At 48.6% G+C, this 14,762-nt stretch carries 18 protein-coding genes; 16 read left to right on the top strand and 2 right to left on the bottom strand.

Annotated features, from left to right (window positions below; all coding sequences use genetic code 11):
* The first annotated feature begins 1 nt into the window (after nt 1).
* The 14 genes from CIB36_RS12805 to CIB36_RS12745 all read left to right on the top strand — a co-directional run bounded on the left by CIB36_RS12805 (nt 2) and on the right by CIB36_RS12745 (nt 10,735).
* Nucleotides 2-964, top strand: coding sequence for a DUF3991 domain-containing protein (locus tag CIB36_RS12805; protein ID WP_203226455.1), 963 nt, complete (start codon nt 2-4; stop codon nt 962-964).
* 4 nt (nt 965-968) lie between these two features.
* Nucleotides 969-1,214: a hypothetical protein gene (locus tag CIB36_RS13450; protein WP_203226454.1), complete on the top strand. Its 246-nt coding sequence runs from the start codon at nt 969-971 to the stop codon at nt 1,212-1,214.
* A 59-nt stretch (nt 1,215-1,273) separates the two neighbouring features.
* Nucleotides 1,274-2,077 (top strand): DNA-methyltransferase, encoded by an 804-nt coding sequence (locus tag CIB36_RS12800; RefSeq protein ID WP_229408268.1) that lies wholly within the window; start codon nt 1,274-1,276, stop codon nt 2,075-2,077.
* A gap of 56 nt (nt 2,078-2,133) precedes the next feature.
* A complete protein-coding gene (locus CIB36_RS12795; protein ID WP_093989906.1) occupies nt 2,134-2,472 on the top strand; it encodes a DUF7768 domain-containing protein in 339 nt (112 codons plus the stop codon).
* A 123-nt stretch (nt 2,473-2,595) separates the two neighbouring features.
* Nucleotides 2,596-3,405 carry a DUF6329 domain-containing protein gene (locus CIB36_RS12790; RefSeq protein ID WP_229408254.1) on the top strand — a complete coding sequence of 270 codons (810 nt, stop codon included), beginning with the start codon at nt 2,596-2,598 and terminating at the stop codon, nt 3,403-3,405.
* A gap of 12 nt (nt 3,406-3,417) precedes the next feature.
* Nucleotides 3,418-3,726, top strand: a complete 309-nt coding sequence (locus tag CIB36_RS12785) for a plasmid mobilization protein (protein WP_093989905.1) — start codon at nt 3,418-3,420, stop codon at nt 3,724-3,726.
* Nucleotides 3,720-5,156, top strand: coding sequence for a relaxase/mobilization nuclease domain-containing protein (locus CIB36_RS12780; RefSeq protein WP_407657479.1), 1,437 nt, complete (start codon nt 3,720-3,722; stop codon nt 5,154-5,156). The genes CIB36_RS12785 and CIB36_RS12780 overlap by 7 nt, the downstream gene beginning before the upstream one ends.
* Nucleotides 5,157-5,162: 6 nt before the next feature.
* On the top strand, nt 5,163-5,432 hold the full coding sequence (locus tag CIB36_RS12775) for a DUF4314 domain-containing protein (protein WP_093989904.1): 270 nt from the start codon (nt 5,163-5,165) through the stop codon (nt 5,430-5,432).
* Nucleotides 5,433-5,448: 16 nt separating this feature from the next.
* A complete protein-coding gene (locus tag CIB36_RS12770) occupies nt 5,449-6,249 on the top strand; it encodes a PcfB family protein (protein ID WP_093989903.1) in 801 nt (266 codons plus the stop codon).
* A 12-nt stretch (nt 6,250-6,261) separates the two neighbouring features.
* A complete protein-coding gene (locus CIB36_RS12765; protein ID WP_229408253.1) occupies nt 6,262-7,200 on the top strand; it encodes an ArdC family protein in 939 nt (312 codons plus the stop codon).
* Between the two features lie 109 nt (nt 7,201-7,309).
* Nucleotides 7,310-7,612: a hypothetical protein gene (locus CIB36_RS12760; protein WP_093989901.1), complete on the top strand. Its 303-nt coding sequence runs from the start codon at nt 7,310-7,312 to the stop codon at nt 7,610-7,612.
* A gap of 94 nt (nt 7,613-7,706) precedes the next feature.
* The gene (locus CIB36_RS12755) at nt 7,707-9,467 is read left to right on the top strand and encodes a VirD4-like conjugal transfer protein, CD1115 family (protein WP_093989900.1); all 1,761 of its coding nucleotides are present in this window, start codon (nt 7,707-7,709) and stop codon (nt 9,465-9,467) included.
* Nucleotides 9,468-9,491: 24 nt separating this feature from the next.
* Nucleotides 9,492-9,875 (top strand): glutamyl-tRNA amidotransferase, encoded by a 384-nt coding sequence (locus tag CIB36_RS12750; RefSeq protein WP_203226453.1) that lies wholly within the window; start codon nt 9,492-9,494, stop codon nt 9,873-9,875.
* 101 nt (nt 9,876-9,976) lie between these two features.
* A complete protein-coding gene (locus tag CIB36_RS12745) occupies nt 9,977-10,735 on the top strand; it encodes a hypothetical protein (RefSeq protein ID WP_229408252.1) in 759 nt (252 codons plus the stop codon).
* Between the two features lie 55 nt (nt 10,736-10,790).
* On the opposite strand, the gene CIB36_RS12740 is transcribed toward CIB36_RS12745, so the two are convergent.
* Nucleotides 10,791-11,177 (bottom strand): hypothetical protein, encoded by a 387-nt coding sequence (locus CIB36_RS12740; RefSeq protein WP_093989898.1) that lies wholly within the window; start codon nt 11,175-11,177, stop codon nt 10,791-10,793.
* A gap of 19 nt (nt 11,178-11,196) precedes the next feature.
* On the bottom strand, nt 11,197-11,904 hold the full coding sequence (locus CIB36_RS12735) for a hypothetical protein (protein WP_093989897.1): 708 nt from the start codon (nt 11,902-11,904) through the stop codon (nt 11,197-11,199).
* A gap of 87 nt (nt 11,905-11,991) precedes the next feature.
* Between CIB36_RS12735 and CIB36_RS12730 the strand changes: the two genes are divergently transcribed.
* Together CIB36_RS12730 and CIB36_RS12725 are read left to right on the top strand one after the other, a co-directional pair.
* Nucleotides 11,992-12,393: a PrgI family protein gene (locus CIB36_RS12730; protein WP_093989896.1), complete on the top strand. Its 402-nt coding sequence runs from the start codon at nt 11,992-11,994 to the stop codon at nt 12,391-12,393.
* Nucleotides 12,387-14,756 carry a VirB4-like conjugal transfer ATPase, CD1110 family gene (locus tag CIB36_RS12725; protein WP_093989895.1) on the top strand — a complete coding sequence of 790 codons (2,370 nt, stop codon included), beginning with the start codon at nt 12,387-12,389 and terminating at the stop codon, nt 14,754-14,756. The genes CIB36_RS12730 and CIB36_RS12725 overlap by 7 nt, the downstream gene beginning before the upstream one ends.
* The last annotated feature ends 6 nt before the right edge of the window (nt 14,757-14,762 follow it).

Raw genomic sequence — 14,762 nt, 5'->3', positions numbered from 1 at the left:
TGTGCCTCAGGTAACGAAAGAACAGATCGCCGCCGCCAGACAGATGACTGCGATCGAGTATTTAAGAAAGTATGAAAAGACAAGACTGGTTCCCTGCCCGTATTCTAAAACAGAATGGCAGCTGACCGATCATGACAGCTTTAAGATCAACGAAATTTCCTCCAAATTCCATTGGAAAAGCCGGGATGCAGGCGGCAAGTCAGCGCTTGATTTTTTAGTTCGTGTGGAAGGATTGCCATTTACAGAAGCGGTAATGATCCTGTGTCATGAAGCCCCGGTATATATCCCTCCGGTCACTGTACTGAAGCAAAAGAAAAAGGAGTTTGTCCTTCCGAAAGCGGCGCAGGATAACCGCCGGGTCTTCGCTTATCTTCTCAAACGCGGTATTGACCGCAGAGTCATCGAAGCCTGCATCCGGGCAGGGATCCTCTATGAAAGCGCTGACTACCACAACGCTGTGTTTGTCGGGAAAGATGAAACCGGCGCTGCCCGGTATGCCTTTCTCCGCGGTACATATACACAGGGGAAACCTTTCAAAGCAGAGGTGTCCGGCAGCGACAAGAGGTTTTGTTTTTGTCTCCCGCCTAAGGGCGCATCCAAAAAGCTCGCTGTATATGAGGCGGCGATCGAACCGCTCGCGCATTTGACACTGGAAGGTAAAACAGATAAATGGCGGCTGTCTCTCGGCGGAATTTATGCCCCCGAAGAAGGAAAGCAGGCAAACCGCAATACAAAGAACCCGGTTGCTTTGGACGCTTTTCTCTCCCGTCACCCCGAAATCGAAGAAATCGAGATCTGCACCAACAACGATTTTGCAGGAAGATGGGCGGCCGGACATATTGAGAGCGTCTATCAGGACAAGTACCGGACGGTAAGAAATCTCCCCGCAAAAGAAGGGTATGATTATGCCGATCTGACAAAGGAAAGATATGAAAGGAAGGCTGCCCGGCAGCAGGAAAGGTGATCTGATGGAAAAACAACGACCGAAAATGAGACTGATCGGACAGGACGGGAATATCTTCGCTATCCTCGGCAGAGCCTCCCGGCTTTTGAAAGAAAACGGACAGCCGGATCAGGCAAAGGAGATGTGTGACCGTGTTTATCAGTCCGGGGATTATTACAAAGCGCTGAACATTGTCAGCGAATATGTGGAAACGGAATTGTCCGAAAAGACTTTACCAAAACAGAAAAAACGCTCTGATCCGGAGCGATAAAAGAAAGGATGATGCCTCTGAATAAAACAAAAGAACTGACTCACATTGTAAAACCAAACATGTTATCCGCAGAACCCAGCGGCGGGGATGGCTGGACCATTCTGCACGGAGATACCTTGAAGCTGATCCGGGCATTCAAACCGGGAGTGTTCGATGCGGTCATTACCGATCCGCCCTACGCTTCGGGAGGGTGGAAGCCATCCGAGAAAAACCGTACCACCAATCAAAAATACAGCAGCATGGACAAGGAAAACGCCCTGCCCGATTTTGACGGAGATCAGAAGGATCAGCGCAGCTGGACCAGATGGATGACCGAATGGCTTTCTGACGTCAAAAAAGCCTGCAAACCGGGAGCGCCGGTTTGTCTGTTCATTGACTGGCGGCAGTACCCTTCTATCACCGATGCTCTGCAGTGGGCGGGCTGGATCTGGCGCGGCTGCGCGGTATGGGATAAGATGACAAGCCGGCCGCAGAAAGGGCGCTTCCGCCAGCAGAGCGAATACATCGTATGGGGTTCCAACGGACCTATGCCGATCAGCCGGCCGGTTGGATGTTTGCCCGGTGTGTTCCGGTATGCCAATCCTCAAAACCGTATTCATATTACAGAAAAGCCCCTGCAGCTCATGCGGGATCTGGTGCAAATCTGTGTGCCGGGCGGGAGAATCCTCGATCCCTTCTGCGGAGCCGGAACCACTGTCCTTGCTTCCCGGCTGGAGGGATATGAAGCGGTGGGGATCGAAGTCACCGACGCCTATTACAAGCTGGGATCCGATCGGGTGCGTTTGGCGCTGGAAGCTCACAAAAATGAATCCGGCTCATCGGATGGCAGTCCAAATGGACAACCATCTTCTGATAACAGCTAACATACGGATGTCCAAAGGGGCGTCCAAAAAAATATCTATTTTGAAAGGAAATCATCATGGAAAAAGCTTTTGCATATATCTGCGCTTCGGAAGAAGCCGCGCTCCGCCAATTAAAACGCTACTGCCGCACAGTATATGAACTCGGATATGTCCCGATCTGCCCGAAGCTTTCGGACAGTCAGTACCTTCAGATGGAAAATGCTGATGAGAAGCGGGAGTTTCAGAACATTTCCCGTCAGAAACTGTGCCGATGCCGAATGCTGGTAGTCTGCGGGAATGAGATCAGCAGTTCCATGTCCGCCGAGATCGGGATAGCCGAAAAACGAAACATCATCTGCACGACGTTAGAAGGTCTGGCAAAAATAAAGAAATCAGAACCGTATGACAGGCTCTGATCCTAACGTGATATTTTCCCAGCCGGTGACTGGTTTTGCAAGCATAGCGTTTGGATATCCAAACGCATTTTGGGGAGGACCCCCAAACCCCGGCATCCAGCCACCCATCGAATATAGAAAGAGGTGAGAAAACTGAATCAGAAACAATATGCTGCATTTGCGGCGGACGTTAAAACATTGGATAAACTGCGCCGCAATGAAGCCGGATATGTCCCCGGCGTTTTTGAAGTGACAAAGGTCATCGTCTTGGGCAAAGAGGATTTCGAGAAGCTCTCAGAGGACGTCTCCCCGGAATATCCTTTCCTCAAGGATAACCGGGAATTGATGAGCGCCGATCCAGGCGGGCTGTTCCGCAGTCTGATGGTGAGGACTAAAGGAGAACAGGAATGTATGCTGATTGCACAGGGGCGAAACAGCCTGTACCTTGGTTATGGAAAGGACTGCCGCAAAGTAAACCTGCAGGACGTACCTGAGGAACACATTGTATTGGAAGAACCAAAAGCCTATCAGGAACACGCTGTATTCTACCACCGCCCCCATGATCTATCCGATATCAACGGTCAGAATCCAAAAAATCCTGTACCGGAGCGCCAGACTGAGTTCCGAGTAGAACAGGTAGTGGTTTTGGCTGATGAAGAATATCGTCAGTTTCAGGAAACCGGATTTTTGCAAGACCAGATTTTCCTGTTTGATTACCAAGACAAGATGTGGTTCGATCCCGGCAGCCTCTGCTGGCACTGTGTACTGGTGAAAGGAGAAACCAGCAGGGACGGAATCCTTGTAGAATCAGAGGGATACTGTTATACCCGATACGCAGCTTTCGCTCCGGACTGCGGCAAGCTCCGCCTGCTGGATATCCCTGTCCATTACGAATATCCGGCTAAAGCGCCGGAGCAGAAGAAAAGCCGCAAAAGGAAAGAACCGGAGCGTTAAAAAGGAGTCATCATGAGAAAACGAAACCACATCATCCCGATTCATTTGAATAAAAAGGAACTGGCGTATCTGGAATCACAGGTAACTCTAAGCGGTCTGTCCCGAGAGGAATTTCTGCGCACCCTCATCATGGGAGCCGAACTGCGGGCAAGACCCTGCGAACACCATGCCGATCTGCTTCACAAAGCGGCGGGGCTTTGCAATAACGCCAATCAGCTTGCCAAGGTTGCCAACACCTATGGCGAAGCCAGCCGGCAGAGCGTGGAGGAAATGACAAAGATAGCCCGTCAGGTTTGGGAAGAAGTCAAGGAGAAATGGTAGTCAGGCTGAGCCTGAACGCAATCCGCGTCCGCAGTCCGCCTGAACAAATAACCCCATATATCCCGCGCCTGAGAAGGGAGGAAAAACCAATCGCATATACCAGTGTGATCGCAGTCCACCGCTTGGACAGCGCCGTCCGATATGTGCTGGATGAAAAGAAATGTTCCCGCAGTACAAACGCGGAATCGCTGGAAGGAGTGCTCGGTCAGGCGCTCAATCAGGATCAGTCAGAACAGGATCTGTTCCGGTCAGCTATCGGCTGTACCATAGACTCTGCCTTTGAGGATATGTGTCAGATCAAAAAGATATGGCATAAGGAAAAAGGTGTGCAGGGATTTCATCTGGTGCAGAGTTTTGCTCCCGGAGAAATCTCCCCGGAACTGGCGCATCAAATTGGAATGGAATTTGCGGATCGGCTGCTCGGCGGGAAATTTCAGGCGGTGGTCAGTACCCATCTCAACACCAAATGCATCCACAACCATATTGTGTGGAACTCTGTCTCCATGGAAAACGGGAAAAAGTACCGCAGCAATGAGAAAACCTATGTCACCGAGGTGCGGCGGATTTCGGACGAACTCTGTCAAACATACAGCCTGTCAGTCATTCAAACAAAGAAATCAGAACGTGTCGGACGTCCCTATGCCCTGTGGCTGGCCGAGCAAAACGGAATGCCTACTTGGAAAACTGCGATCCGGCAGGATATTGATGCCGCGATTGCCGACTCCTTTACCTGGAAACAGTTTGTACGCAGCCTCGAAAACCGGGGATACACTGTTCGGCTTGACCGCAAATATCCCGCTTTGAAGCCTCCGGGAAAAGAACGGGCGGTGCGGTTTAAAACCCTTGGGAAAAGATATACCCCGCAAGAGATTCGGGAACGTATTTTGTACCCTAAGCCCCCTCACCGGGCTGGAAAAGAAAACCGGCCGGCAAACAGCTTCCTTCTCCTTCTCGGAGAAAAGCCTTCCCGAAAGCTTTCGGGCCTGCAGGCATTGTACTTTTCCTATCTTTTTAAGATGGGAATATTACCGAAAAAGCCCCGGTACCCAAGCTTTGCTGTGCGGCAAGATATCCGCAAGCTGGATCAGCGGATCGAGCAGGCTGAATTTATCTTTCAAAACCATATTGAGGACCGGGGGCAGCTTGCCGCCATCCGGCAGAAATCGGAGGATGAGATCGCTGTACTTTTAAAAGAGCGCCGGAAACTCTACCGTTATCAGCCTAATTCCCCGCAGATCGGTGTCCTCACAGAGCAGCTCAAAAAGCTGCGGTACACCGTAAAGCTCTGCCGGAAAATCGAAACCCATTCTGTTGAGATCGAACAGCGCCTGCAGGAAGCCCGCACAGAAGAACAGCAGCGGCAGGAACAGCTGGCACAGGAAGAAAAGAAAAAAGAAACCCGAAATCAGGAAAATCAGAAAAGGAGATGAAATGTTATCAGCCAATTCCCCACAAAAGAACAAGCAGAACTCATCCGCCGGCAATACCCTGCCGGAACCCGCATCATTTTAAAGAAGATGAACGATCCGCAGGCTCCGCCGCCGGGAACAAAAGGAACGGTTGTCTATGTAGATGATATCGGACAGATCGGAGTGAAATGGGATACCGGTTCCGGTCTGTCCCTGATCCCCGGAGAGGATTCCTTTGAAAAGGTTTCCGCTCCGGAAGCAAAGAAAACAAAACACACTCCCTCAAGAGAGCGATGAAAGGGCGGTGAATTGATTGAATTTAGGAAATGATCCAGCTGATCAGATCGTCCGATATACGCTTGAGGGGACCGAAATAGCCCTCAAGCTGTCGGGACTGGCGGCAAAAAACTTTGCGCTGTTTGTTTATGCAGTGCTGAAAGATCAGAAAAAAACTCATGGAAAGACAAGGCTTGTCCGAATGCTCCGGGAACAGCGTCCGTTCAAATTCTTCAAGATTCCGGCAGAACTGATGAGAGAATTTGCAAAGGAAGCCAAGGGACATGGACTTTTGTATGTCCCCATCAGAAATAAGAGGGACAGACAAATGATCGAAATAGTGGCGTTTGCAGACGACGCCGCAAAAATCCAGAGGATCTATGATAACCTCGGACTGGACTATGTGAAAGCGCAGGCCGGCGAAGCGGCTGTCGTTGAGAAAGCGCCTGTACAGGAAATGAAAACATTAGAAGTTTCTGCTCCTGCCAAAACAGAAACGGTTCAGACAGAACAGGGCGCGGCGGAATTTGAGATCGGCGGCTTGGAAGAAGATTTCAGCATCCCCGCCGCACAGCCGGGAGAATCCCCAAATTTTATCTCCGGCCGGGAGAAAGAAACAGAACCCCCGGCAGTGGGAAAGAATCTGTCCGAGCCTTCTTCGCCCAGCAAAGACTTGTCTCCAGATGGGGAAAACCATAGGGAGCCGGAGCGAAAGCCTTCGGTGAAAAAAGAGCTGCAGGAGATTAAAAAAGAAGAGGAAAAAATAAAACGACCGGACCGGAACCGTCCTGCACCCGGACGGTCCCGCAGGAAAAAGAAGAAAGTGAAAGGAAGATGATGACCTATCGATTTGTCAAATTTAATCGGAAGAAAAGAAGAATCACCCCAGCCTCAGCAGCAGTATACCAAGGAAGAATATGCCGCCATAAAGCAGGCTGAACGAGAAAGCGCTTGGGCAAAAGCGGACGCTCAGGCACAGGAAGTGTTCAAAAGCGACGCTTCCATGAAAGGGTTCCTCACCTTTATGGCGCAGTGTACCCCGCAAAGCACCCGAAATCTCCTCATCCTATATAACCAGAACAAGGAGATCACCCATCCCCGTACCTTTGATAAATGGAAGGAAGCCGGGAGATCGATCCGTTCCGGTGAAAAGGGATACACTTTCTTTGCGGATCAGGAATATACCAAAGAGGATGGTACCATAGCGAATGGTTATACCATTACCAAAGCCTATGATATCTCCCAAACCAGAGGACCCCAGCCTCTGCCCCAACAGCAGCATCTGCCGGAAGAAATCATTGCCGCTATGGCAGAACAGAGTCCTGTCCCGCTGGCTATTTCTGATCAGCTTCCCCAAGGAGTGCAGGCGCAGTATGTTCCCAAACAACGTACGATTTATGTGAGAAACGGAATGGATGAAACGACCACTATCTGCGCCATTGCCCGGGAACAGGCTCATGCCAGTTTTGACTCGGTCGGAAGCGGGTATTACCGGCAGGCGTATGCGGCTCAAAGCTACTGCTCCGCATATGTGACAGCGCAGAAATTCGGTCTGGACACCTCGGCATTCCGGTTTGATAAGGTGTGCGAAAGCTGTGCCCAAATGACACCGGAAGAAAAGCGTGGTTTCATCAGCGATGTGAAACGGGCGGCGTATTCTATGAATCGTGATATTCAGAGGAGCTTCCGGGATCCGGAACAAGCCATCGGACCGGATGAGTTTTCTGTAGAAACACAGAAAGCTGCCAAATCTCCAAAATCCAAATCAGAGAAGGAAGCGGAACGTTGAAGAAATGTACATCCAAAAGTTTTCCGTTTGTTTTCTTTTGTCCGGTAGCTTTCCGAGAAAGATTGTGGTATGGTGAAGCTGAAGAAAACAAGGAAAGGCAGGGAGTATCATGGAAAAGCAAACACTCTTTAAGATGGGAATTTTAGAACAGACTTTCCTGACAAAAGCGCTGTTGGAGATGAAACAAAATACCGGCGCAGAGGATTGTGCCGGAATCGAGGAGCTTGTCAGTAAAACTGTCAGCGCGCCAAAAAGAAAACTGTATCTGAATGATACGGAATACGCGTGCGCGGTAGAGTCTTTAAACTGTATGCGCAATTCCTATCTGTCTGCGGGCCGAAGCTGCGGCGGGATCGATCGGGTCTTGTTTAAGCTGCTGCATTCCGGATACAGACGGGCGCCTGCCCGCTGACAGACAAAACCACACCCCGGAGGTTTGAAAGGATCATCCTGACAGCCTCCGGGGCTTTATTTTTTTACAGAGAGGAAGGATATTTTTTGACTCGATGGTAAAACGTAAAAATCCATGGTGGGTATGGCTTTTGCCCTTCCCCGTTGTCTGGTGGGCGGCATTGCTCACAGCCGGGTGCTGGAATGATGGGATGAGTCTCCAAAATTTTTTGACAAACCTTTCGAAAGCGATGAACAGCCCCCTTTGGGTTCCTTGGACGGAATATTCTGTTCGGTGCCTGCTTTTGTTTTCCCTTGGGTACGGGGTGACCATGCTTGTAATTGCTTCCGGCCGAAAAAACCGCCGGCGGGGAGAAGAACATGGTTCCGCCAAATGGGGCGATGTGTTTCAGACTGCCAAACGGTACCGGGATAAAAAGAATCCGAAACAAAATCTCATCTTAACTCAGCATTTTCAGATGGGATTGGACGGGTACCGCCACAAGCGCAATACCAATGTGCTGGTGATCGGCGGCTCCGGCGCAGGAAAAAGCCGGTCGTATGCGATTCCGAATGTCTTAAACTGCGGGAACTGTTCGCTGGTGGTCTTCGATCCGAAATCGGAAATCCTGCGGAAAACAGGCGGGGCGCTCAAAGCGAACGGTTTTGAGGTGCGGGTATTTGATCTATTAAACCCTGATGCATCCTTTTGCTATAACCCTTTAGCCTATGTGCGGGATGATAAGGATGTGCTTCGTCTCATCGAAACTTTGATCCAAAGTACCACTCCGCCCGGATCGCAGAATACCGATCCGTTCTGGACAAAATCGGAAACAGCGCTCTTACAGGCGCTGGTACTGTATCTCATGCATGAAGCGCCGCCGGAAGAACAGAACTTCGCGACGGTGATGGAGATGCTGGCGGCTGCGGAAGTCCGGGAGGAAGACGAGGGGTACGAATCCCCCTTGGATATCCTGTTCGCTAGGCTTGCCATGCGGGATCCGGAAAGTATTGCTGTCAAGCAGTACCACGTCTTTAAGATGGGTGCCGGGAAAACTTTAAAATCCATTTTAATCAGTGTGGGCGTGCGCCTTTCAGCCTTTAACCTGCCGCAGATCGCAAGACTCACCTACACCGATGACCTTCATCTGGAAGAAATGGGTGAAAAAAGGATAGCTCTGTTCTGCTGTATCCCGGACAGTGACAAATCCCTCAATTACCTTGTGGGGATGATTTACGGTCAGCTCATCCAAACCCTCTATTTTGTAGCCGACCGGAAATACAAAGGCAGGCTGCCGGTGCCGGTCCATCTGCTGATTGACGAGGCGCCGAATATCGCCCTCCCTACCGACAGCTTCCTGCCATGGCTTTCTACGATGCGAAGCCGGAATATCTTTTGCAGCTATATTGCTCAGAATATGGCGCAGATCAAGGCGCTGTTTAAAGAACAGTGGGAATCGCTGGTAGGTTTGTGCGATGAGTTTCTCTACTTAGGTGGGAACGAGAAGGAAACCCATAAATATGTTTCCGAGCTGATGGGCAAGGAAACATTGGATACCAACACCTACGGTCACAGCCGGGGGCGAAGCGGCAGCTTCAGTGTGAACGATCAGCAGACAGGGCGGGAGCTCTTAACGCCCGATGAGGTACGAATGCTTTCTAACCGCAAAGCCATTTTATTTGTCCGGGGGGAACGTCCTATGCTGGATGACAAATACGACCTTAGGCGTCATCCCAACATCCGTTTGACAGAGGATGGCGGCGCTGAGCCTTATGATTACACACAGGCAAAGGACGCGGCAGACGATCTCGATTATTCCCCTCAGCAGTATGACGATTTCGAACTGCTGGAGCCGGAGGATTTTTTAAAATCATAAATATATATACATCAGACTGGAGGAATGCTTCTGAAGAAATTGAAGAAAGGGTTTCATCTTTTGACGCCCCGTAAAAACAACGACAAACCCGCAAACGCCCTGCCGCTTGGGAAAAAGGGGCGTTTTGGCTTTACCGGCTATGCGGCTTTCGTATGCTGTCTGTGTTTTGGCTATACGACAGCTGCCGCGGCCGGAGATCCCTTAGAGGCGGTCAACAACCTTTCCGGCTTTATCTTTTCTCTGATCCGGGCGATCGGGCTCATCCTGTTGGGCTGGGGTGTGGTGCAGGTAGGGCTCTCCTTTCAATCCCACGACCCCAGCCAGCGGTCGCAGGGATTTCTGACCCTGGCAGGAGGGTTGGTTGTGACATTTACCAAAGAGATTTTAGATCTCATCACAGGAGTATGAGATGTGTGACGGAAAGGAGGTGAACGGCCGCAAACTGGATTGTAGATAATTTAGAGTACACGCTGAATGTCTGGAATGAAAGGCTGTCCGAGATTTGGGTCTTGCTGACCCAAGACCCCGCACAGTTTAAAGGAGGCGGGATCTGGCAGGTGATGCTGGAGATCAACGGCGCGTTAAAAGCCATTGGGTATGGTTTGTTGGTGTTATTTTTTGCGGCGGGCGCAGTCAAAACCTGCGCAAGTCTTGCGGATTTAAAACGTCCGGAACCCGCTTTCAAACTCTTTGTGCGTTTTGTTCTGGCAAAGGCGGCGGTCGGATACGGGCTGGACCTAATGATGGCGGTCTTTTCGATCTGTCAGGGAGTGATCTCCGCGATCATTGAGAAATCGGGGATCACAAAGGCGGATCAGGCGGTTCTGCCGCAGGAAATTATCGATGCGATCGGCAGGGTAGATTTTTTAAACAGTATCCCGTTATGGATCGTGACGCTCATCGGGTGTCTGATGATCATCATTCTCACCTTTGTCATGATCCTTACCGTCTATGCCCGGATATTTAAAATATATATTTTCACCGCAATCGCGCCCATTCCGATGGCATCCTTTGCCGGAGAACCCACTTCTAATATCGGGAAAAACTTTTTGCGTTCCTATGCGGGAGTGTGTCTGGAAGGAGCGGTGATCGCGCTCGCATGTATTATCTTTTCTGTGTTTGCCTCGAGCCCTACGGTTTCCGAGTCAGAGCTGTCTGACGTGACAATGGTCTGGAGCTACATTATACAGGTGATCTTTCATCTGTTGGTGCTGGTAGGGACGGTACGGATGAGCGATCGTATGATCAAAGAATTGTTGGGACTGTAAAGCAAGACAAAAAAGCCGCCTCCCGGCGGTCTCTATCTGTACATGAACAGTCTTGTTAAATCAAAGGCTGTCCTGTCTTTGAGTCTAATACTGTACCGTCATCATCAATCAGAACGCTGTCGACCGGAACGCCAAGCTCTCTGGCGCGATTGATCTGCCATGCAACATCTTCTTCAAACAACTTTTCGGATTTTTTGCGGCGGATGGTTTTTACCAGAGAAACGATCCAGCTGAGAACGACCAATCCGATCAGGATATACAGTCCCAACAGAACAAGCTGTTCATGTTCACTTGTCCAATCGGTAAAGAAAGTGCTGACCACTGCCGCCAGGAAATAGAGCAGCGGAAGTGTCAAACGTAGTTTCCCCGCAACTTTAAAAAGCAAGGACAGAATCATCATCAAAATTGTCGAACACAGTGAAAGAATCAAAACCAATTCCATTTCAGAACCCCTCTTTTCTCTAAATGTTGTTACCATTATTATAGCATAAGTTCGAGATTAGAGAACAAATTTTACTAAGAGCGTGCAAAAAGGAAGTACTATTTTTAGAACTATTATAGACACTATCTGTATACAAATATTTCTTGGACAACTTTAATGCGATTTCTATTTTATAATATCTCAAGAAATGATATAGCATATAGAAGAATAATACAGCGCTTCCCGCAATTGAAGTAATAAGAGGGATGAACATGAGAGGGCTCATGTGGCTTAACCAATAAAAGTATGAATCGTACGCTAATAATATAGAATAGAGCACAATATAACGTCCAAGCACCAAAAAATATTCTCTTATATGATGCTCTGAGAGTAAGTAGTCAATTCTGATTGTAAATAAGATGAATTTTTTTATCATTGCATTTTTGAGTTTAGGGGAAGTATTTGCAAAAAAAGCCTTGCAAAACAGTGTATTGTTTAACATTACAATATTACGACGAGTCAATTCAAACTCAGATACGGTTTTTATTTTTTTGTTAATCAAAATATCCAATAATTGGTTGATATCTTGAGAATGAGTAATAAGTTGTTTTCTCAAAGTAGGATCAGCAATAGATGATTGTAAATACTTTATACGTTTGTTATTTACATCGCGAGCCGATTGCAAGTTTTCTATATTGAATACGACCTTGTAATTTAAATAACTTATTTTATTTACTTTAATTTTCATCTAGAACCAACCTCCCGTTTTTCTTTAGTTTATCATATTTATAATAAATAAATCTACTTAAATTTAATCATAGAGGAGTGAAGAAAGATAGAAATCAAAATACCCAAAGAAATCCAAGACTATCAGGAAACAGTCTTTTTCGGATTGAGTCTCAGACAGTTTCTCTGCTCCCTGCTGGCTGTTTTGGCAGCAGTAGGGCTCTACTTTGTTCTTCATCCGGTTTTGGGAACTCAAGAAGTCGGCTGGATCTGCATCTTGGGCGCAGCTCCCTTTGCAGTCTGCGGATTTTTTAAATACCATGGCATGACAGCTGAAAAATTTGTTTGGGCATGGATCAAATCAGAGATTTTGTATCCGAAAAAACTGGTGTTTAAGTCCCAAAACCTCTATCACGAGATGATGAAAGAAAAGATTTCCCAAGGGGAGAAACTTCCCCGCAAACGAAAAAACAATCATAGTAATTTAGAAAGGAAGGAACGCCTATCGTAAAAACCTTAGCAAGAGCACTCAGACAGGAAAAGGAACGGTTTAAAATACCGAGATCCGTACAGGAAGCCATCCCCGTTCAGCGGGTCTGGCCGGATGGGATTTTTGAGCTGGGAAACCGTTATTCCAAAACCTTTTCCTTTACCGATATTAACTATAGCATCGCCTCAAAAGAAGACAAAACAGCGATGTTTTTAGATTACTCCGAGCTTTTAAACGCGCTGGACTCCGGCGCCGGCGCCAAGATCACCATCCATAACCGCAAGGTGAACAAAGAAGAATTTGAGAAAGCCCTGCTGCTTCCTAAAAAAGAGGACGGACTGGACTCTTTTCGGGATGAGTACAACGAAATGCTGCTCTCCAAAGCAACCGAAACCAACAACCGCGTCATACAGGATCGGTACATTACCATTACAGCTGCAAAACGAAATATCGATGAAGCCCGCGCCTATTTTACCCGGATCGGGACCGATCTTGTGACTCACCTTTCTCAGCTGTCATCCGTAGGAAAGTCATTGGATCTGCAGCAGCGGCTGCAGCTTTTGAGGGATTTTTTCAAAGGAGAGGAACCCGAAGCGTTCCCGTTTGACTTAAAAGAACAGATGAAGCTGGGACACAGCTTCAAAGACTGGCTTTGTCCGGACAGTATGGAATTTCAGCCGGACTGTTTTCGGATCGATCACCGCTGGGGACGTGTTCTTTACCTGCGCAGCTATGCCAGCTATATCAAGGATTCCATGATCTGCGAACTCTGTGATTTAGGAAAGAGCTTGATGCTTTCCATTGACATTTTACCGGTACCCACCGATGAAGCGGTACGGGAGATCCAGAACAAGCTGCTGGGGGTTGACACCAATGCGGCAAACTGGCAGAGAAAGCAAAACGCGAATCAAAACTTCTCCGCAGTCCTGCCCTATGACATTGAACAGCAGCGAAAAGAAACCAAAGAAATGCTGGAGGACTTGACCAACCGGGATCAACGGATGATGTTCGGTCTTGTGACCCTGGTGCATTTAGCGGATTCCAAAGAACAACTGGACTCTGATACAGAAACGATCCTCACCACTGCCAGAAAGCATCTATGCCAGATGAGTACTCTGCGCTGGCAGCAAAAGGACGGGCTGGATACCGTCCTTCCTTACGGTCTGCGAAAAATCGAGGCAGTGCGGACCTTGACCACCGAAAGCACTGCTGTGCTGATTCCATTCCGTACACAGGAGATCCTACAGTCAGGCGGGATCTATTACGGACAAAATGCTGTTTCGGGAAATATGATCATCGCCGACCGAAGGAAGCTGTTAAACGGAAACAGCTTCCGGTTAGGGATATCCGGGTCCGGAAAGTCCTTCAGTGCAAAAGAAGAAATCGTCAATATCGCTCTTTCTACCAATGACGATATCCTGATTTTAGATCCGGAATCCGAATTCAGATTTTTAGTAAAAGCGCTGGGCGGAGAAACGATCCCAATCTCTGCCGCTTCCAACACCCACATCAATGCATTGGATATGGACAGAGCCTACGGCGATGAGCGAAACCCTCTGATTGAAAAATCGGAGTTTATCCTCTCCCTCTTTGAACAGCTGATCGGTGCGGGGAATGTTTCCGCCAAAGAAAAGTCCATCCTCGACCGCTGTACCTATAACATCTACCGGGAATATATGGCAAGGGGATATACAGGACAGCCGCCGACGCTCTTGGATCTTTACCGTTCTCTCTTAAAACAGCCGGAGCCGGAAGCCGGAGAGCTGGCGCTTTCTGCGGAACTGTTCATCACCGGCAGTCTCAATACCTTTGCCCATCAGACCAATGTGGATACCAAAGCCCGGATCATCAGTTACGATATCCGGGAATTGGGAGAACAGCTGATGCCGATCGGAATGCTGGTTACCCTGGACGCGATCTTTAACCGGGTGATCCAAAACTGGAAGAAAGGAAAAACGACATGGGTATTCGCGGATGAGTTTTACCTTTTATTCCGCTATGAGTACAGCGCTGAATTTTTCTACCGTCTGTGGAAGCGGATCAGAAAATACAACGGTCTTGTGACCGGATTAACACAGAACGTGGAGGAGCTGCTTCGGTCTGATACTGCCCGTCTCATGCTTGCAAACTCAGAGTTTTTAGTTCTGCTCAACCAATCGGCTACCGACCGGGAAGAGCTGGCAAAGCTGTTAAACATCTCCGAAACGCAGTTAGGATATATTACCAATGTATCAGCAGGCTGCGGGCTGATCCGCTGCGCCGGAAATATTGTTCCGTTTGAGAACAGCTTCCCTCAGAACACAAAGCTCTACCGTCTCATGACCACCAAACCGGATGAAGCGCTGAGAGAAACATATCCTATGAAGCAATCTGATTCATGTTAGGGAACC

It is taken from the genome of Massiliimalia timonensis, from assembly GCF_900186585.1.
GTDB classification, from domain to species: domain Bacteria; phylum Bacillota; class Clostridia; order Oscillospirales; family Ruminococcaceae; genus Massiliimalia; species Massiliimalia timonensis.
This window is presented reverse-complemented; position numbering and strand designations above follow the sequence as displayed.